An 18,577-nucleotide genomic window follows, 5' to 3' on the forward strand; every position below is an offset into this window, starting at 1 on the left:
GGGACTCACCGCGCGGCGAAGGGCCCCTCGAGAACCGCCCACTGCAGCAGCAGGATGGTCTTGGCGTCCTGGATGCGCCCGTCCCTCACCCGGGCGAGCGCATCGTGGATGTCGAGCTCGACGATCTCGATCTCCTCTCCCTCTTCCTCGAGGCCGCCGCGATCGCCGCTGCGGGATGCTGCGTCGTAGGGCGCGGCGTAGAAGTGGAGTCGTTCGGTGACCGATCCGGGGCTCATGTAGACGTCGAAGACGTGCTGCACGTCACCGACGGCGACGCCGGTCTCCTCGTGCGCCTCGCGGCGCATGGCCGTCTCCGGGTCGTCGTCATCCAGCAGCCCCGCCGCGGTCTCCAGCAGCATCCCGTCGGGGTGATCGTTCACGTACACCGGGTAGCGGAACTGCCGGGTCAGCAGCACCGTGCGGGCCGCCTGGTCGTAGAGGAGCACGGTGGCGCCGTTGCCCCGGTCGTACGTCTCCCGCTGCTGGGTCTGCCACACGCCGTCGTCACCGAGGTATTCGAGGGTGGTCCGGCGCAGGACGTGCCAGGCGGAGGCGACCAGCTCCACGTCTTTCACCCGCACGCGGGGGTTTCGGTCGAGGTCTGCACCGGTGCGGTCGAGGCCGGTGCGGCCGCGTGCGTCGGGGATGTCGGCGCCGGGCGTGCCGGGGGAGGTTGGGCTCACGCAAGCAGCCTAGGGTGGTCCCGTGGCGCAGAGCATCTACATCACCTCCGCCGAAGGCCACTCCGGCAAGTCGACCGTGGCGCTCGGGGTGCTCGACGCGCTCAGTCGTGCCACGCCGCGCGTGGGGGTGTTCCGCCCCATCTCGCGTTCCACCGCCGAGCGCGACTACGTGCTGGAGATGCTGCTCGATCACGACGGCGTCGATCTGGATTACGACGACTGCATCGGCGTGACGTACGACGATGTGCGCGCCGATCCGGATGCGGCGCTCGGGCGGATCGTCGAGCGCTACAAGGCCGTCGAAGCGCAGTGCGACGCGGTCGTGATCCTCGGCAGCGACTACACCGACGTCTCGAGCCCTGCCGAACTCGGCTACAACGCCCGCATCGCCGCGAACCTCGGCGCCCCCGTGCTGCTGGTGCTGGGCGCTCGACGCCATCAGGGCCAGAGCGAGCAGCTGGGCATGGGCGAACCGCGCACCGCCGCCGAGGTGGGGCAGCTGGCGGCCCTCTCCCTCGTGGAGCTCGCGCACGAGCGGGCCCAGCTGTTCGCCGTCGTCGTGAACCGCGCCGACCCCGACGGCCTCGCGGACATCATCGCCGAGACCTCTCGCATCGTCGCCGCGGAGCGCCCGCTCGCCACGGGGCGCACGGTGCCGGTGTGGGCGCTCCCCGAGGACCGGTTCCTCGTGGCCCCGTCGGTGCGAGGCGTGATGCGCTCGGTGGACGGACGGCTGATCAAGGGGGATCCGGAGCTGCTGCGCCGCGAGGTGCTGGGGGTCGTGATCGCCGGTATGTCGATGGTCCACGTCCTGCCGCGGCTCATCGAATCGGCGGTCGTGGTGATCGCTGCCGATCGGGCCGACGTGCTCCTGGCGGCACTGGTGGCCAACGCATCCGGGACCTTCCCGTCGCTCGCCGGCGTGGTCCTCAACGGAGGGTTCGAGCTGCCGGAGTCGGTGGACCGCCTCATCGACGGACTCGGGTCGTCGCTGCCGATCATCGCCACAGACCTCGGCACCTACGACACGGCCGTGCGCGTCATGAACACGCGAGGCCGCCTGGCCGCCGACTCGCAGCGCCGGTACGACACCGCGCTGGCGATGTTCGAGCGTCACGTCGACACGGCCGAGCTGACCCGCGCCCTGGGTGTCGTGCACACGAGCGTCGTGACGCCGCTCATGTTCGAATACGGCCTGGTCGAACGGGCGCGAAGCGACCGGCGCCACATCGTCCTTCCGGAGGGCGACGACGACCGGGTGCTGCGGGCCGCGGCGACGGTCCTCGCCCGGAGGATCGCCGACCTGACGATCCTCGGCGACGAGAGCGACGTGCGCGGCCGCGCCGTCGAGCTCGGCATCGACCTGAGCGCGGCCCGGATCGTCAGCCCGTTCGACCCGGATCTGGTCGACCGTTTCGCGCGGGAGTACGAGCGGCTCCGCGCGCACAAGGGCATGACGTATGCGCGCGCGGCCGACAGCGTCACCGACGTGTCGTACTTCGGCACGCTCATGGTGCACCTCGGCCTCGCCGACGGAATGGTGTCGGGCGCCGCGCACACCACCGCCCACACGATCCGCCCGGCGTTCGAGATCATCAAGACCCGTCGCGGCGTCTCCGTCGTCTCGAGCGTCTTCCTGATGGCACTCGCCGACCGCGTCCTCGTCTACGGCGATTGCGCCGTCATCCCCGACCCCACGAGCCCCCAGCTCGCCGACATCGCGGTGTCGTCGGCGGCGACGGCGGCGCAGTTCGGCATCGAGCCGCGCGTGGCGATGCTGTCGTATTCGACGGGGGAGTCCGGTTCGGGCGCCGACGTGGAGAAGGTGCGCCAGGCGACCGCGCTCGTGCGGGAGCGGGCGCCACAGCTCCTCGTCGAAGGGCCCATCCAGTACGACGCGGCCGCCGATGCCGCCGTGGCGAAGACGAAGCTGCCGCAGTCCGACGTGGCCGGGCGGGCGACGGTGTTCATCTTCCCCGACCTCAACACCGGCAACAACACCTACAAGGCCGTGCAGCGCTCGGCCGGCGCCGTCGCGATCGGCCCCGTCCTGCAGGGGCTCAACCGGCCGATCAACGATCTCTCGCGCGGCGCGACCGTCGACGACATCGTGAACACGATCGCCATCACGGCCATCCAGGCCCAGGGTGCGGTCGAGCTTGCGGAGGAAAGCGCATGAGCGTCGTGCTCGTGATCAACTCCGGCTCGTCCTCGCTCAAGTACCAGCTCCTCGACGTCGCCACCGAGCAGGTCCTCGCCTCGGGCCTCCTCGAGCGGATCGGGCAGAAGACCGGCGTCGCCACCCACACCGTCACCGCGGCTGCGCTCACCTCGGGAGGCGACGCGCCCGCGCTCACCGTGACGGATGCCACGTACGAGATCGAACGCGCGATCCCCGATCACACCGCAGGTCTGCGGGTGATGCTCGACGCCTTTGCCGCGCACGGCCCCTCGCTGCAGGAGACTCCGCCGGTGGCCGTCGGACACCGTGTCGTGCACGGCGGCGCGCGGTTCTACGAGCCGACCCTCGTCACCCCGCTCGTCGAGATCAACATCGACGAGCTCGCCGTGCTCGCGCCGCTGCACAACCCGGCGAACCTCGCGGGCATCCGCGCGGCTCGGGCGGCGTTCCCCGACGTGCCCCACGTCGCCGTGTTCGACACCGCGTTCCACCAGACCCTCGCCCCCGCCGCCTACACCTACGCCATCGATGCGCGCCTGGCCGCGGACCACCGCATCCGCCGCTACGGCTTCCACGGCACCAGCCATCAGTTCGTCAGCGCCGCCGCCGCCCGTCACCTCGGCCGCGACCTCACGGAGCTGAAGCAGATCGTCTTCCACCTCGGCAACGGCGCCTCCGTCGCCGCCATCGACGGCGGTCGCTCCGTGGAGACCTCGATGGGACTGACACCCCTCGAGGGGCTTGTCATGGGGACGCGCTCGGGCGACCTCGACCCGGCGGTGCTGCTTCATCTCGCGCGTCGCGCCGACCTGTCGATCTCCGACCTCGACGACCTGCTCAACAAGCGCTCGGGGCTGGTGGGGCTGGCCGGTGTCAGCGACATGCGCGACATCCGTGCGGGCGTCGAAGCGGGGGACCCCGCGATCACGCTCGCGTGGGACGTGTACATCCACCGCCTCCGCTCGTACGCCGGCGCCTATCTCGCTCAACTGGGGGGCGCGGACGTGATCGTCTTCACGGCGGGCGTGGGGGAGAACGTGCCGGCCGTGCGCGCCGAGGCGCTGTCGACCCTCGCGTTCGCCGGAGTGGAGGTCGACCCCGAGCGCAACGCCGCCCGCGAGCGCGGCATCCGCGTGATCTCGACGGATGCCTCCGCCGTGGCCGTGCTCGTCGTCCCGACCGACGAGGAGCTCGAGATCGCCCGCCAGACGCTCGCCGTCGCACGGGGCTGAGTCCGAGCATCCGCCCACCGGCCAACTACGCTGGAGGCGTGCCCGAGGCGACTCCCGATCCCGTCCTGCCCGATCTGACCGCGTACGACGCCGTCCTGTTCGACCTCGACGGCGTGCTGACCCCGACCGCCGAGGTGCACATGCGGGCGTGGCGGACGATGTTCGAGCAGCTGTTCGCGCAATGGGGCATCTCACCGGCCTACAGCGATCGCGACTACTTCGAGTACCTCGACGGCAAGAAGCGCTACGACGGCGTCGCGAGCCTGCTGCGCAGCCGCGACATCGAGCTGGCGTGGGGCGACCCGGCGGACGACCCGGCGGCCGACACGGTGTGCGGTATCGGCAATCGCAAGAACGTCGTGTTCGCCGGCATCCTGCGCACCGAGGGCATCGCCCCCTACCGGGGATCACTGCGCCTGGTCGAGAAGCTCCAGGCGGCGGCCGTGCCGATCGCGGTCGTCTCGAGCTCGAAGAACGCCGAAGAGGTCCTCCAGGCCGCGGGCATCCGCGACCGGTTCCCCGTCGTGATGGACGGCGTCGTCGCCGAGCGCGAGCACCTCCGCTCCAAGCCCGCCCCAGATGTCTTCGTCGAGGCGGCGCGCATGCTGGGCGTGAAACCGGCACGTTCCGTCGCGTTCGAGGATGCGCTCAGCGGTGTGCAATCCGCCGCGGCCGGGGGCTTCGCCGTCGTCGTCGGAGTCGACCGCGGAGCCGGTGCGGAGCACCTGCGCCAGGCCGGCGCGACCGTCGTCGTCGACGACCTCGCCGCCTTCGTAGACTGACCTTCCGAAGCACCCGAAACCGCCCTCACCCGGAAGGCACCCCATGATCGATCGCGGTCGTTTCCCCGTCGACGAGTGGCGACTCGTCGAGACCGAGGGCTCGCTCGATGACGCCGGCGTGACCGAGACGCTGTTCTCGGTCGGCAACGGCTATCTCGGGCTGCGCGGAAACCACCCCGAGGGTCGTTTCGCGCAGGAGCAGGGCACGTTCATCAACGGCTTCCACGAGATCTTCCCGATCCACCACGCCGAGCAGGCCTACGGCTTCGCCGAGGTGGGGCAGACGATCATCAACGCCCCGGATGCCAAGGTCTTGCGGGTGTACGTCGACGATGAGCCGTTGTCCTTCGACGTCGCCGACATCCGGGAGTACGAGCGCGTGCTCGACATGCGCGAGGGCGTGCTGCGCCGTCGTATCGTCTGGGTGACGCCGTCGGGCAAGCACGTCGAGATCGAGGACGAGCGTCTGGTGTCGTTCGAGGAGAGGCATCTCGCCGTCATCCGCCTCTCCGTGACGGTGCTCAACGCCGATGCCCCCGTCTCGATCAGCTCGCAGCTCATCAACCGCCAAGACGGCGAAGGCATCTACGGCGGGTCGCCGATGGGCGCGCGCGGCTCGGCGGCGGGGTTCGATCCGCGCAAGACCGACAAGCTCGCCGAGCGGGTGCTGCAACCGCAGGAGTACTGGCAGGACGGCGAGCGCTCCGCGCTGAGCTACCGCGTCACCGAGTCGGGCATGACGATCGCCGTCATCGCCGACCATCTCGTCGAGACCGACAACGCCTACACGTCGCGCCACCTCATCGAGCCCGACATCGCCAAGAACGTCTTCCGGGTGCAGGCGCGGGCGGGGGTCCCGACGACGATCACGAAGTTCGTCAGCTACCACACCTCGCGCGGCGTCCCCACGGGCGAGCTCATCGACCGTGCCCGCCGCGGGCTCGACCGTGCCGAGTCGATCGGCGTCGAGCAGATCCTCGCCTCCCAGCGCGCATGGCTCGACGCGTTCTGGGAGCGGTCGGACGTGCGGATCGAGGGTCACCCCGACCTGCAGCAGGCCACGCGCTGGTGTCTGTTCCAGCTCGCGCAGGCCGCCGCCCGAGCCGATGGGCAGGGTGTCCCCGCCAAGGGGGTGACGGGCTCCGGCTACTCGGGCCACTACTTCTGGGACACCGAGATCTACGTCCTCCCGTTCCTGGCGTACACGACGCCGCTGTGGGCGCGTAACGCGTTGCGGATGCGCTACCTGATGCTGCCCGCGGCGCGCAAGCGCGCGCACCAGCTGAACGAGGCGGGGGCGCTCTTCCCTTGGCGCACCATCAACGGTGAGGAGGCCTCGGCGTACTATGCGGCCGGGACCGCGCAGTACCACATCAACGCCGACGTCAGCTTCGCGGTGGCGAAGTACGTCCGCGCGACCGGGGACGTCGACTTCCTCGACTCCGAGGGTGTCGACATCGCTGTCGACACCGCGCGGCTGTGGGCCACCCTCGGCTTCTGGCGCTCGGGCGACGGCGTCATCGACGGCGACAACGAGGTCTTCCACATCCACGGTGTGACCGGACCCGACGAGTACACGACGGTCGTCAACGACAACCTCTTCACGAACGTCATGGCGCGGTTCAACCTGCGGTTCGCGGCGCGCACGGTGCGCGAGATGGAGGAGGCCGACCCCGGCGCCTACGAGCGCATGGTCGAGCGGATGAACCTCGATCCGTCGGAGCCGGAGATGTGGGAGCGCGCCGCCGAGGCGATGCACATCCCCTACAGCGAGGCGCTGGGCATCCACCCCCAGGACGCGGTGTTCCTCGAGAAGGAGATCTGGGACCTCGAGCACACGCCCGCCGATCAGCGGCCGCTGCTGCTGCACTTCCATCCGCTGGTCATCTACCGCTACCAGGTGCTCAAGCAGGCCGACGTGGTGCTCGCCCTGTTCCTGCAGGGCAACCATTTCACCGCCGAGGAGAAGCTCGCCGACTTCGAGTACTACGACCCGCTCACCACGGGCGACTCCACGCTGTCGGCTGTCGTCCAGGCGATCCTCGCGGCCGAGGTCGGCTATCAGGACCTCGCACTGGAGTACTTCCGGAACTCCCTGTTCGTCGACCTGGGCGATCTGCATGACAACGCCGCCGACGGCGTGCACGTCGCATCCGCCGGCGGGGTGTGGACGGCGCTCGTGTCGGGGTTCGGCGGCATGCGCGACCACTTCGGCGAGCTGACGTTCGACCCGCGCCTGCCCGCGGACTGGCCATCGCTGTCGTACACGCTCCAGTGGCACGGCACGCGGCTGTCGATCACGCTCCGCCGGGACGTGCTTGTCGTGGAGGCCGGCGAGGGCGACCCCGTCAACTTCTCCGTGCGCGGCGTCCCGTACTCCGTCCAGGGCGGGAGCCGCGTGGAGGCGCCGCTGCTCGGGCAGGGTCCGGTCATGGCCGGGAAGCCCTCGCTGCGGCAGTTCGCGGATGCGCGCCGGGAGGACGGCACCTTCCTGTCGGCTTCGGTTCCCACCACGACGGCGGCGATCCCGATCGTCGAGGACGACCTCACCGGCACCGGCATGCCGGCCCCGGTGTCCGTCGACACGTGAGCCCGGGGGAGCGGCGGCGGCCGGGGCGGAGCACTCCTCGCCGCCCCGCACACGTGTCGGCGGTACGCCGTAGGCTGTTCGGGTGACGACAGCCCTGTACCGCCGATACCGCCCCGAGGCGTTCGGCGAGATGATCGGGCAGTCCCAGGTCACCGACCCGCTCATGACGGCGCTGCGCAGCGACCGTGTGGGTCACGCCTACCTGTTCTCGGGTCCGCGCGGATGCGGCAAGACCACGTCCGCGCGCATCCTCGCGAGATGCCTGAACTGCGCCGCGGGCCCCACCGACACCCCGTGCGGCACGTGCGACAGCTGCGTCGAGCTCGGCCGCGGCGGGGGAGGGTCGCTCGACGTCGTCGAGATCGACGCCGCGAGCCACAACGGCGTCGACGATGCCCGCGACCTCCGCGAGCGTGCGATCTTCGCCCCGGCGCGCGATCGCTTCAAGATCTTCATCCTCGACGAGGCGCACATGGTCACGCAGCAGGGCTTCAATGCGCTGCTGAAGCTCGTCGAGGAGCCGCCCGACCACGTGAAGTTCATCTTCGCCACCACCGAGCCCGAGAAGGTGCTCGGCACCATCCGGTCGCGCACCCACCACTACCCGTTCCGTCTCGTGCCGCCCGCCGCGATGCTCGAGTACGTCCAGGAGCTGTGCGCCACCGAGGGCGTCACGGTCGAGCCCGGCGTGCTGCCCCTCGTGGTGCGGGCGGGGGGCGGGTCGCCTCGCGACACCCTGTCGCTGCTCGACCAGCTGATCGCGGGCTCCGAGGCGGTTGCGGAGACCGCCGGAGGCTCGACGGGGACCGTGACGGTGCGGTACGAGCGTGCCGTGTCACTTCTCGGGTACACGCACGCCGAGCTCCTGGACGAGGTGGTCGACGCGTTCGGCCAGGGTGACGCGGCAGCGGCGTTCTCGGCCGTGGATCGCGTGGTGCAGACCGGTCAGGATCCGCGGCGATTCGTCGACGACCTTCTCGAGCGGCTGCGCGATCTCATCGTGATCGCCGCCACCGGGCAGGGGGCGTCGGCGGTGCTGCGGGGGGTCCCCGCCGACGAGCTCGAGCGCATGGCGCGGCAGGCTTCCGTGTTCGGGGCAGCGCGACTGTCGCGCACCGCCGACCTCGTGATCGCGGCGCTCGACGAGATGACCGGAGCGACGTCGCCGAGACTGCAGCTCGAGCTGCTCGTGGCACGCGTGCTGGCCCGTGCCATCGGCCCCGCCGCGGAGCCCGCCCCGGCCCCGGCGGCGTCCGCTTCGCCTTCCGCCCCGGTCGCTGAGCCAGCGCAGCCCGCCACTCCGGTCGCTGAGCGAGCGCAGCCCGCCACTCCGGTCGCTGAGCGAGCGCAGCCCGCCGCCCCGGTACCGGCCTCCGCCCCGGTCGCTGAGCCAGCGCAGACCTCCGCCCCGGTCGCTGAGCGAGCGCAGCGAGACGAAGCGCCCGCCCCGGAGCCGGCCTTCGCCCCGCCGGCGCCCGCGGGTCCGCTCTCCACGCAGCGGATGCGCGACGCCTGGCCGGAGGTGCTCGCCCGCCTCGAGACCCTCAGCCGCACCTCGTGGCTCGTCGCCTCCGGCGCGCGCGTGATCGACCTCGACGACGACGTGCTGACCCTGTCGTTCGCGAGCGCCAACGACCTCGCGGCTTTCAAGAAGCGCTCGGCCGGCGCCGGCCCGAGCGAGGATCTTCGTCAGGCCATCCTCGGGATCCTCGCCATCCGCGTGAAGTTCCTCGCCAAGCATGACGGTGACGGCCCCGGGCCCGGCCCCGGTGACGCCCCCGCCGCCCCGCCTCCCGCGCCCGAGCGCCGCCCCGCGACGGCGGCCTCCGCGGCCCCGGTGACCGAGTGGGCGGTCGCTCCGATCCCGGTCGCCGCCGACGAGCCTTCACCCGCGGGTCCGCCCGCGGCGCTCGCGCAGTTCGCCGTGGACGACGAGCCGGAAGACGCCGCATCAGCCGGTGCCCGCACGGCCACCCTCGCCCCCGTACGCGAGGGCGAGATCCTCCCCGATGCACCGCCCGCACCCGAGGACGACGCCGACGAGCCCGACCCCGACGAACCCCGGGACCTCCCCGTGCCGCCCACTGTCGCGCCGCCGATCGTCCCCCCGCGCAGCGGCGTGCAGCGCTACGGCGAGGCCGTCGTGCGGCAGGTGCTCGGCGCGACGTTCGTGCGCGAGGAGCCGCACCAGTCGCCGACGAGGTTCAACTGAGCCATGTACGACGGCATCGTTCAAGACCTCATCGACGAGTTCGGGCGGCTCCCCGGCATCGGCCCGAAATCGGCGCAGCGCATCGCGTTCCACATCCTGCAGACCCCCTCGTTCGACGTGTCGCGGATGGCGCAGATCCTCTCGGAGATCCGCGAGAAGGTGCGGTTCTGCGAGGTCTGCGGCAACGTGTCGGAGCAGGAGCGCTGCTCGATCTGCCGAGATCCTCGGCGAAACGACACCCTCATCTGCGTCGTCGAAGACGCCAAGGACGTCGCCGCGATCGAGCGGACGCGCGAGTTCCGCGGCCTGTACCACGTGCTCGGCGGCGCGATCAGCCCGATCGCGGGCGTCGGACCCGATGACCTCCGGATCACCCAGCTGATGCAGCGTCTGGCCGACGGCACGGTGCAGGAGGTCATCCTCGCGACGAACCCGAACCTCGAGGGCGAGGCGACGGCCACCTACCTCAGCCGGCTGCTCCATACCCTCGAGATCCGGGTGACGCGTCTCGCGTCCGGTCTCCCCGTCGGCGGCGACCTCGAGTACGCCGACGAGGTGACGCTGGGCCGCGCCTTCGAGGGCCGACGCACCCTGTGAGCGCCCTCGCGACACGGTTCACGCCCCGCGCCTGGCTGCTCTTCGCGACCATGTGCCTGCTGTGGGGCATGCCGTACCTGTTCATCAAGGAGGCGGTGGAGTCGCTGTCGCCCCCCGCGGTCGTCTGCATCCGCACCCTGGGCGCGGCGCTGCTGCTGCTGCCGTTCGCGTTGCGGGCGGGGGTCGTCCGGCCGGCGCTGCGCGCGTGGCGGTGGGTGCTCGTCTTCGGACTGCTCGAGATGGCCGGCCCGTTCCTTCTCCTCGGCCACGCCGAACAGACCCTGCCGTCGGGCCTGACGGGACTGCTGGTCGCGACAGTCCCGCTCTTCGCGGCGATCATCGGTTTCGTCGGCGGCGATCGCGGTGCCCTGAGCCCGGTCCGCATCGTCGGACTGGCCGTGGGATTCATCGGAGTGGCCGCGGTCGTAGCCGGTCCGGGGCTCGCGGCCGGGGGCGGGGTGCCGGTGCTGCTGGCCAGCGGCGAGGTGCTCCTGGTGGCCGTGCTCTACGCCATCGCGCCCTTCGTCGTGGCCACCAAGCTCCGCGGCGTCCCCTCGCTCGGTTCGATCACGATGTCGCTGCTGTTCATCGGTGTCGGGTACCTGCCGTTCGCCTTCCTCACCCAGCACGAGACGCCGACCCTCCCGAGCCTGCTGTCCGTGGCGGCGCTCACGGTCTTCTGCACCGCCGTGGCGTTCCTGGCGTTCTTCGCGCTCATCGCCGAGGTCGGGCCCGCCCGGGCGCCACTGTTCACGTACGTCAATCCGCTCGTGGCGATCGCGCTGGGTGCGCTCGTGCTCGCCGAACCGCTGCACGCGGGCCTGATCGTCGGCCTGCCGCTGGTGATCGCCGGATGCTGGCTCGCCGCGACCGGCGGGAGCGTGCGCATCCGTCGCCGCCCCGGCGAGCCGCCGCCGGTGGCGCCCGGCTGATCAGCGGAGCACTTCGACCAGCACGATCCACGACACCACGAGCGCCGTGATGACGGCGACGACGGAGCCGACGGCGAACACGACCAGTCCCGCGCCGGCCGCACCGCCCAGCAGGAGAGCCGCGCCGACCACGTACGTCGCCGCGGGGAGGAAGCTGACGGCGCTGCGGAGCCCCTTGAACCGGTTGGCGGGTCGCCGGTTCTGGTACACGCGTCGCGCCGCCACCGCGGCGAACATCGTCGCCATGAGCGCCAGGACGAGCACGGCGATCCCGTAGGCCGCGACCGGGATGCGGGGGATCAGCCCGATCGCCGACCCCGACAGGGCGAGGATCAGCGCGGCGATGGCGGCGCCCAGCCGAGCGGTGAGCGAGGCCTCCTTCACGATGTCGGCGATGTTCACGCTCGCCGCGACGATCACGAGGCCGGCGAGGGCCGCCGTGGCACCGACCATCGCGACGTTGAATTCCGACCATCCCTCGAGCGCTTCCATGGCCGGATGCTATCGGTGAGGGAGGGTGCCCCGCGCGCACCGCATGGCGGATGCGGAATGCGCCCTTCTCTAGAATGGGAGCCGGGCGCAGCATCCGCCCGTCTCTGCCCCCGGCGCACCGCCGGGCGACGCATCCCGGGAGATCCACACGTGGCGCTGATCGTCCAGAAGTACGGCGGTTCGTCGGTCGCCGACGCCGCGAGCATCAAGCGCGTCGCCAAGCGCATCGTCGACACCCGACGCGCGGGGCACGACGTGGTCGTCGCCGTGAGCGCCATGGGCGACACCACCGATGAGCTGCTCGACCTCGCCGGTCAGGTCGCCCCGATCCCGGCGCCCCGGGAGCTCGACATGCTGCTTTCCAGCGGTGAGCGCATCTCGATGGCGCTCCTGGCCATGGCGATCCACTCCATGGGCTTCGAGGCCCGTTCGTTCACCGGCAGCCAGGCCGGCATGATCACCGACGCCACCCATGGCGCCGCGCGCATCGTCGATGTGACCCCCATCCGCCTCCGTGAGGCGCTGGACGAGGGCGCGATCGTCATCGTCGCGGGCTTCCAGGGGTTCAACCGCGACACCCGCGACATCACGACGCTCGGCCGCGGCGGCTCCGACACGACAGCCGTCGCCCTCGCCGCGGCGCTCGAGGCCGACGTGTGCGAGATCTACAGCGACGTCGACGGCATCTTCACCGCCGACCCCCGGGTCGTCCCGAACGCCCGCAAGCTCGACCGGATCTCCAGCGAAGAGATGCTCGAGCTCGCCGCGAACGGCGCCAAGGTCCTCTACATCCGGGCGGTCGAGTACGCCCGTCGCCACGGCGTGCTCATCCACGCCCGTTCCACGTTCAGCTCGAGCGAGGGCACGTGGGTGCTCGATCGCTCCCGCACGTCCAGCCTCATCCCCGAGGGAGTCCAGATGGAAGAGCCCATCGTCGCCGGCGTCGCCACCGACCTGAGTCAGGCGAAGATCACCGTCATCGGCGTGCCCGACGTGCCCGGCAAGGCGGCCGAGATCTTCAAGATCGTCGCGAAGTCCGGCGCCAATGTCGACATGATCGTGCAGAACGTGTCGGCTGCGGCCACCAGCCGCACCGACATCTCCTTCACGCTCCCCAAGACGGATGCTCCGACGGCCCTGAAGGCGCTGGCCGCCGACCAGCGCGAGGTGGGCTTCGAGAGCCTCGTGCACGACGATCAGATCGGCAAGCTCTCCGTCGTCGGCGCCGGAATGCGCACGCACTCGGGCGTCTCGGCGACGCTCTTCGAGGCGCTGAGCGTCGCGGGCATCAACATCGAGATGATCTCGACGTCGGAGATCCGCATCTCGGTGGTGCTGCGCGGCGACGACCTCGCCTCTGCTGCCCGCGTCGTGCACTCCGCCTACGGCTTGGATGGCGAGGTCGAGGCAACGGTCTACGCCGGCACCGGCCGCTGACCGCTGCATTCCTGCCACTTCTCGAGCCCGGCCCCTGACCGTACTCAGGCACAGCGGAAGCTCTCACGCTGCAGATCCGTGGAATTCCGGGGTCTGGCTTCCGCCCTCGCCCTGTCCTGCCTGAGTACGTGCAGGGGGAGTGGGATGCGGCGGCGCGCTAATCTGAAGCGAGACGCCGCTCGGCGCCGGCCACCAGCACCCGAGGACACCCCCATGACCCGCATCTCCGATTCCGGAATCTCCGTCGCCGTCGTCGGCGCCACCGGCCAGGTCGGCTCGGTGATGCGCGAGATCCTCGTGGAGCGCTCGTTCCCGATCCGCGAGGTCCGCTTCTTCGCGACGGCCCGCTCGGCGGGTACCTCGATCGAGTTCGCCGGCCACGACGTGATCGTCGAGGACGTCGCGACCGCCGACCCGTCGGGAATCGACGTCGCGCTGTTCTCCGCCGGCGCCACCGGCAGTCGCGCGCACGCCCCGCGCTTCGCCGAGGCCGGCGCGCTCGTCATCGACAACTCCAGCGCCTGGCGCATGGACCCCGACGTGCCCCTGGTGGTCAGCGAGGTCAACCCGCACGCGATCGACGAGGCCCGCAAGGGTATCGTGGCGAACCCCAACTGCACGACGATGGCGGCGATGCCGGTGCTGAAGGTGCTGGATGCCGAGGCCGGCCTCGAGCGCCTGATCGTCAGCACGTACCAGGCGGTCAGCGGTTCGGGTCTCGCCGGTGCGCAAGAGCTGCTCGGCCAGGTCGAGGGCGTGCTGGCGCAGGGCGATGTCGAGCGCCTCGTCCGCGACGGCTCCGCGCTCGATTTCCCCGAGCCGGAGAAGTACGTCGCGCCGATCGCGTTCGACGTGATCCCGTTCGCCGGCAATCTCGTCGACGACGGCCTCAACGAGACCGACGAGGAGAAGAAGCTCCGCAACGAGAGTCGCAAGATCCTCGAGCTGCCCGATCTCCGCGTCGCGGGCACGTGCGTGCGCGTGCCGGTCTTCACCGGCCACTCGCTGAGCATCAACGTGGAATTCGCGCGGGATCTCACGCCCGAGCGCGCGCGAGAGATCCTCGCCACCGCGCCCGGGGTGAAGCTGGAGGAGGTGCCGACGCCCCTTCAGGCAGCCGGTACCGACCCGAGCTATGTCGGCCGCATCCGCGCCGACCAGTCCGCTCCGGAGGGCAAGGGTCTCGCGCTGTTCATCAGCAACGACAACCTCCGCAAGGGCGCGGCGCTCAACGCCGTGCAGATCGCCGAGATCGTCGCGGCACGCCTCGGAGCAAACGCCTGATCAGCACCTGAACTCTCTCGATGTCGAGCGGATCCGATCTCTTGATGTCGAGAGAGCCGGATGCTGCCGCCTAGAATCGTCTGGTGACCGATAACGTCGACGTCCTGCTCATCGGCGGCGGGATCATGAGCGCCACCTTGGGGACGCTGCTGAGGGATCTGCAGCCCGATTGGAAGATCGCGGTGTTCGAGCGTCTGGGCGAGGTCGCTCAGGAGAGCTCCAACGCGTGGAACAACGCCGGCACGGGCCATGCTGCGCTGTGCGAGTTGAACTACATGCCGCAGGCGCCCGATGGGAGCGTCGACCCGGCGAAGGCCGTCGCGATCAACGAGCAGTTCCAGCAGAGCCGCCAGTTCTGGTCGAACCTCGTGGAGGAGGGCGTCCTCAACGCCCCGGAGACCTTCATCAACTCCACGCCGCACATGACGTTCGTGCGCGGCGAGAAGGATGTCACGTACCTCCGCAAGCGCTACGAGGCGCTGAAGGACCAGCCGCTGTTCGCCGGAATCGAGTTCAGCGAAGACTCCCGCGTCATCCACCAGTGGGCGCCCTTGCTGATGAAGAAGCGGCTGAAGACGGATCAGCCGTTCGCGGCCACGCGCGTGCCCTCCGGCACCGATGTCGATTTCGGCTCGCTCACGCGTCAGCTCTTCGACCACCTCCAGAACTCCGGCGTCGACGTCGTCACCAACCGCGAGGTGCGCAGTCTGAAGCGCCAGAAGGACGGCACGTGGGAGGTCGGGTTCCGCCACACCATCGGCCACACTCCCGGCCGCGTCCGCGCGCGCTTCGTCTTCGTCGGCGCGGGCGGCTGGGCACTGAAACTGCTGCAGCGCTCGGGAATCCCGGAGATCAAGGGGTACGGCGTGTTCCCCGTCGGCGGCCAGTGGCTGAAGACGTCCAACCCCGCGATCGTGGCGCAGCACAAGGCGAAGGTGTACTCGCAGGCGTCCGTGGGCGCCCCGCCCATGTCGGTGCCTCACCTGGACACCCGTGTCGTCGACGGTGAGACCTCCCTGCTGTTCGGTCCGTTCGCGACCTTCAGCCCGAAGTTCCTCAAGAACGGTTCCCCGCTCGACCTCGTCACCCAGGTGCGCCCGCACAACCTGATCCCGATGCTGAAGGTCGCCATCGACAACCCCGGCCTCATCAAGTATCTGGTGTCGGAGCTGCTGAAGAACCACGCGAAGAAGGTCGACAGCCTTCGCGAGTTCATGCCCACCGCCGAGGCGGAGGATTGGGAACTGCTCAACGCCGGTCAGCGCGCTCAGGTCATGAAGCGCGACCCGAAGAAGGGCGGCGTGCTGCAGTTCGGCACCGAGGTCGTCAGCGCCGCGGACGGCTCGATCGCGGGCCTGCTCGGAGCATCCCCGGGCGCCTCCACCGCCGTGTCGATCATGCTCGGGCTGCTGAAGACCTGCTTCCCCGACCGGATGCCCGAGTGGGAGCCGCGGCTGAAGGCCCTGATCCCGACGTACGGCGAGACGCTCAACCCGCGTCCCGAGATCGCTCGCGAGGTCACCTCGGAGACCGCGCAGGTTCTGGCCCTCACCGCCTGAGTCGTCATGGCCAAGCTGTACTTCCGCTACGGCGCGATGAACTCGGGGAAGTCCACGGGGCTCCTTCAAGCGGCCTACAACTATGAAGAGCGCGGCCAGCGCGTGCTGCTGACCAAACCCGAGATCGACACCAAGGGCGCCGACCAGATCGCATCTCGGCTCGGCGTCACGCGCACCGTCGACTTCCTGATCGCGCCGGATGCTGACGCCCGTGCCGCGTTCCACATGGCGGCGGGGGCACGGGAGGTCGCGTGCCTGCTCGTCGATGAGGCGCAGTTCCTCTCCCCGGCCCAGGTAGACGATCTCCTGCGCGTCGCCGTGCTCGATGACATCCCCGTGATCGCCTACGGGATCCGCACCGACTTCCGCACCGAGGCCTTCCCCGGCTCCGGCCGCCTGCTGGAGCTGTCCCACAGCCTCGAAGAGCTGAAGACGATCTGCCGGTGCGGACGCAAGGCGATCTTCAACGCCCGCCTCATCGACGGCCGCTTCGTCTTCGACGGCGATCAGGTGGCGATCGACGAGGGCCCGACGACCGGGGTGGTGACGTACGAGTCGATGTGCGCCGCGTGCTACCTGCGGGAATCCGGCGGGCGCCTCGACGGCCGCTGACCTCTCCCTCCCGGCTGCTCAGCGACGCGCACGGCGCGAGACGGCGCCACGACGACGGCTACGCTGAAAGCATGCGAGTCCTCCTTGCCGGCGGCGCCGGATACATCGGCGCGCACACCGCCGTCGCCCTGCTGGACGCCGGGCACGACGTGGTGTTGCTGGACGATCTTTCCGGAACGAGCGCCGTCGCCGCCGACCGGGTGGCGCAGATCACCGGCAAGCCCGCTCCGCTGGTGACTGGCGACGCCGCCGATCGCGCCGTGGTCGAATCGGTGTTCGCCGACCACGGGCCGTTCGACGCCATCATCCACCTCGCCGCCTTCAAGGCGGTGGGCGAGTCGACGCGGATCCCGCTGGAGTACTACCGCAACAACCTCGACACGACGTTCGCGCTGGTCGAGGTCGGAGTGCGCCACGGCATCCGCTCCTTCGTGTTCTCCAGCACCGGCACCGTCTACTCGGATCCGGCCGACCTGCCCTTCACCGAGGAGTCGACCACGAGCGTCGATCTCTCCAACGCGTACAGCAAGTCCAAGCGCATGAACGAGGTCGTGCTCGCCGACGTCGCTCGAGTGAACCCCGACCTGAACGTCACGGTGCTCCGCTACTTCAACCCCGTCGGCGCTCACCCCAGCGGGCTCATCGGCGAAGACCCGGCCGGCATCCCCAACAACCTGATGCCCTTCGTCTCGCGCGTCGCCATCGGGGCGCTCGATGAGATCGGGATCTTCGGCGACGACTACGACACGCCCGATGGCACGGGGCTGCGCGATTACATCCACGTCGTCGACCTCGCGGAGGGGCACGTCGTCGCCCTGGAGCAGGCCCAGCCGGGCGCTGCGGTGTTCAACCTGGGCACCGGCCGTCCGGTGAGCGTCCTGGAGCTCATCGCCTCCTTCGAGAAGGCGGTCGGCCGAGCGCTTCCGTCCCGCGTCCTGCCCCGCCGGCCGGGCGATGTCGCCGCGACGTATTGCGATCCGTCGAAGGCAGCCGACGTGCTCGGCTGGCGGACGCGCCTCACGATCGACGACGCGAGCCGTGACTACTGGAACTGGCAGAGCACGAACCCGCAGGGGTACGCCACCGCCCGGTGACCTACGGGTGGGCCGCGACCGGCGCCTTGCGCCGCGGCCACGGGACGAGCATCGACGTGGTGCGCTGATAGTCGGCGTAAGCCGGATACTTCGAGGCCGTGATGGACTCGGTGAAGATCGTCGAGCCGATGAACAGTGCGGTGAGCAAGGCCGGCCCGACGATCGTCCCGTTCAGTATCCCGCCCCACACCCCCGCGCCGCCCGCGAGGGCTGCCGCGGCTCCCAGCAGATAGAAGACCCACCACTGCGCCTGCTCGAAGAAGAAGTTCGGGTGCCGGCTGGTGCGCCACAGGCCCTGGGTCGCGAACCCCGGCTCGAGGGTGCCGCCGGCGCGCTTCTTCGCCTGATGGAAACGCCACTGCTGCTGATCGGCGACGTACTCGCCGATCAGGAAGAGCGCGAACACGACGGCGAGGGCGGCGTCCCAGCCCGTGAAGGGCGACGGATGCTGCCACGCGATCAGGGCGGGCAGCGTGATGAACACGAGCAGAGCGTTCTGATACAGCACGATGAAGAGCAGGTTGAACACCTGGAACTGCGCCGGCGTCATGCGGGCGCGCAGGATCGCCCACCGGTAGTCCTCCATGCCGGTGTACCCGCCCTTGCGGGCGAAGTTGAAGGTGAGGCGCGCGCCCCATGCCGTGACGAGCACCGCCATCACGAGCAGGCGGGTCGCGTTCTCACCCGCGATGAGCGCGGCGGCGGCGAAGACCCAGACGTACAGGACCGGGACGACGGACCAGATGCGATCGACCCAGGAGGTGTCCTTCGTGATCAGCGACAGCACCCAGCAGGCGGCGCACGTCACCGCGGCGAGGATCAAGACGAGTGTCAACGGTTCCACGGCATCAGGGTAGACCCGCTTGTGTGGTCTGACCTCGCGCCGTAT

General features: G+C 70.2%; 15 protein-coding genes. 12 read left to right on the forward strand and 3 right to left on the reverse strand.

Translation table 11 applies throughout. The features are described 5' to 3' along the window. Nucleotides 1-5 precede the first annotated feature (5 nt). Complete coding sequence (locus ACTU3I_RS08015; protein ID WP_442925134.1) at nucleotides 6-683, reverse strand: NUDIX domain-containing protein; 678 nt, start codon at nucleotides 681-683, stop codon at nucleotides 6-8. Between the two features lie 22 nt (nucleotides 684-705). Between ACTU3I_RS08015 and pta the strand changes: the two genes are divergently transcribed. The 7 genes from pta to ACTU3I_RS08050 all read left to right on the forward strand — a co-directional run bounded on the left by pta (nucleotide 706) and on the right by ACTU3I_RS08050 (nucleotide 11,210). Beyond that, nucleotides 706-2,862: a phosphate acetyltransferase gene (gene pta / locus ACTU3I_RS08020; protein WP_442925135.1), complete on the forward strand. Its 2,157-nt coding sequence runs from the start codon at nucleotides 706-708 to the stop codon at nucleotides 2,860-2,862. Further along, nucleotides 2,859-4,097 carry an acetate/propionate family kinase gene (locus tag ACTU3I_RS08025; RefSeq protein ID WP_442925136.1) on the forward strand — a complete coding sequence of 413 codons (1,239 nt, stop codon included), beginning with the start codon at nucleotides 2,859-2,861 and terminating at the stop codon, nucleotides 4,095-4,097. The genes pta and ACTU3I_RS08025 overlap by 4 nt, the downstream gene beginning before the upstream one ends. Before the next feature lie 38 nt (nucleotides 4,098-4,135). Continuing rightward, nucleotides 4,136-4,879 (forward strand): HAD family hydrolase, encoded by a 744-nt coding sequence (locus ACTU3I_RS08030; RefSeq protein WP_442925137.1) that lies wholly within the window; start codon nucleotides 4,136-4,138, stop codon nucleotides 4,877-4,879. A gap of 43 nt (nucleotides 4,880-4,922) precedes the next feature. After that, nucleotides 4,923-7,469, forward strand: coding sequence for a glycoside hydrolase family 65 protein (locus ACTU3I_RS08035; RefSeq protein WP_442925138.1), 2,547 nt, complete (start codon nucleotides 4,923-4,925; stop codon nucleotides 7,467-7,469). A gap of 82 nt (nucleotides 7,470-7,551) precedes the next feature. After that, nucleotides 7,552-9,681, forward strand: coding sequence for a DNA polymerase III subunit gamma and tau (locus ACTU3I_RS08040; protein ID WP_442925139.1), 2,130 nt, complete (start codon nucleotides 7,552-7,554; stop codon nucleotides 9,679-9,681). Nucleotides 9,682-9,684: 3 nt separating this feature from the next. Next, the gene (gene recR / locus ACTU3I_RS08045) at nucleotides 9,685-10,278 is read left to right on the forward strand and encodes a recombination mediator RecR (RefSeq protein WP_442925140.1); all 594 of its coding nucleotides are present in this window, start codon (nucleotides 9,685-9,687) and stop codon (nucleotides 10,276-10,278) included. Beyond that, nucleotides 10,275-11,210: a DMT family transporter gene (locus ACTU3I_RS08050; protein ID WP_442925141.1), complete on the forward strand. Its 936-nt coding sequence runs from the start codon at nucleotides 10,275-10,277 to the stop codon at nucleotides 11,208-11,210. The genes recR and ACTU3I_RS08050 overlap by 4 nt, the downstream gene beginning before the upstream one ends. Here the strand turns inward: ACTU3I_RS08050 and ACTU3I_RS08055 are convergent, their stop codons facing one another. Further along, the gene (locus ACTU3I_RS08055; protein ID WP_442925142.1) at nucleotides 11,211-11,702 is read right to left on the reverse strand and encodes a hypothetical protein; all 492 of its coding nucleotides are present in this window, start codon (nucleotides 11,700-11,702) and stop codon (nucleotides 11,211-11,213) included. Between the two features lie 150 nt (nucleotides 11,703-11,852). On the opposite strand from ACTU3I_RS08055, the gene ACTU3I_RS08060 reads away from it, so the two are divergent. The 5 genes from ACTU3I_RS08060 to galE all read left to right on the forward strand — a co-directional run bounded on the left by ACTU3I_RS08060 (nucleotide 11,853) and on the right by galE (nucleotide 17,688). Next, entirely contained in the window at nucleotides 11,853-13,139 is a 1,287-nt protein-coding gene (locus ACTU3I_RS08060) for an aspartate kinase (RefSeq protein ID WP_442925143.1), read from the forward strand. Nucleotides 13,140-13,352: 213 nt separating this feature from the next. Then, the gene (locus ACTU3I_RS08065; RefSeq protein ID WP_442925144.1) at nucleotides 13,353-14,423 is read left to right on the forward strand and encodes an aspartate-semialdehyde dehydrogenase; all 1,071 of its coding nucleotides are present in this window, start codon (nucleotides 13,353-13,355) and stop codon (nucleotides 14,421-14,423) included. Between the two features lie 83 nt (nucleotides 14,424-14,506). After that, complete coding sequence (locus tag ACTU3I_RS08070) at nucleotides 14,507-15,982, forward strand: malate:quinone oxidoreductase (RefSeq protein WP_442925145.1); 1,476 nt, start codon at nucleotides 14,507-14,509, stop codon at nucleotides 15,980-15,982. Between the two features lie 6 nt (nucleotides 15,983-15,988). Next, the gene (locus ACTU3I_RS08075; protein ID WP_442925146.1) at nucleotides 15,989-16,594 is read left to right on the forward strand and encodes a thymidine kinase; all 606 of its coding nucleotides are present in this window, start codon (nucleotides 15,989-15,991) and stop codon (nucleotides 16,592-16,594) included. 71 nt (nucleotides 16,595-16,665) lie between these two features. Next, the gene (gene galE / locus ACTU3I_RS08080) at nucleotides 16,666-17,688 is read left to right on the forward strand and encodes a UDP-glucose 4-epimerase GalE (protein ID WP_442925147.1); all 1,023 of its coding nucleotides are present in this window, start codon (nucleotides 16,666-16,668) and stop codon (nucleotides 17,686-17,688) included. A 1-nt stretch (nucleotide 17,689) separates the two neighbouring features. Here the strand turns inward: galE and ACTU3I_RS08085 are convergent, their stop codons facing one another. Beyond that, nucleotides 17,690-18,532 (reverse strand): DUF1295 domain-containing protein, encoded by an 843-nt coding sequence (locus tag ACTU3I_RS08085; RefSeq protein WP_442925148.1) that lies wholly within the window; start codon nucleotides 18,530-18,532, stop codon nucleotides 17,690-17,692. Between the last annotated feature and the right edge of the window lie 45 nt (nucleotides 18,533-18,577).

It is taken from the genome of Microbacterium sp. RD1 (assembly GCF_052220165.1).
Taxonomy (GTDB): Bacteria; Actinomycetota; Actinomycetes; order Actinomycetales; family Microbacteriaceae; genus Microbacterium.

Coding starts and splice junctions, on each gene's coding strand:
- ACTU3I_RS08025 (WP_442925136.1), top strand. CDS start 2,859: ATGAGCGTCGTGCTCGTGATCAACTCCGGCTCGTCCTCGCTCAAGTAC.
- ACTU3I_RS08035 (WP_442925138.1), top strand. CDS start 4,923: ATGATCGATCGCGGTCGTTTCCCCGTCGACGAGTGGCGACTCGTCGAG.
- recR (WP_442925140.1), top strand. CDS start 9,685: ATGTACGACGGCATCGTTCAAGACCTCATCGACGAGTTCGGGCGGCTC.
- ACTU3I_RS08055 (WP_442925142.1), bottom strand. CDS start 11,702: ATGGAAGCGCTCGAGGGATGGTCGGAATTCAACGTCGCGATGGTCGGT.
- ACTU3I_RS08065 (WP_442925144.1), top strand. CDS start 13,353: ATGACCCGCATCTCCGATTCCGGAATCTCCGTCGCCGTCGTCGGCGCC.
- ACTU3I_RS08075 (WP_442925146.1), top strand. CDS start 15,989: ATGGCCAAGCTGTACTTCCGCTACGGCGCGATGAACTCGGGGAAGTCC.
- galE (WP_442925147.1), top strand. CDS start 16,666: ATGCGAGTCCTCCTTGCCGGCGGCGCCGGATACATCGGCGCGCACACC.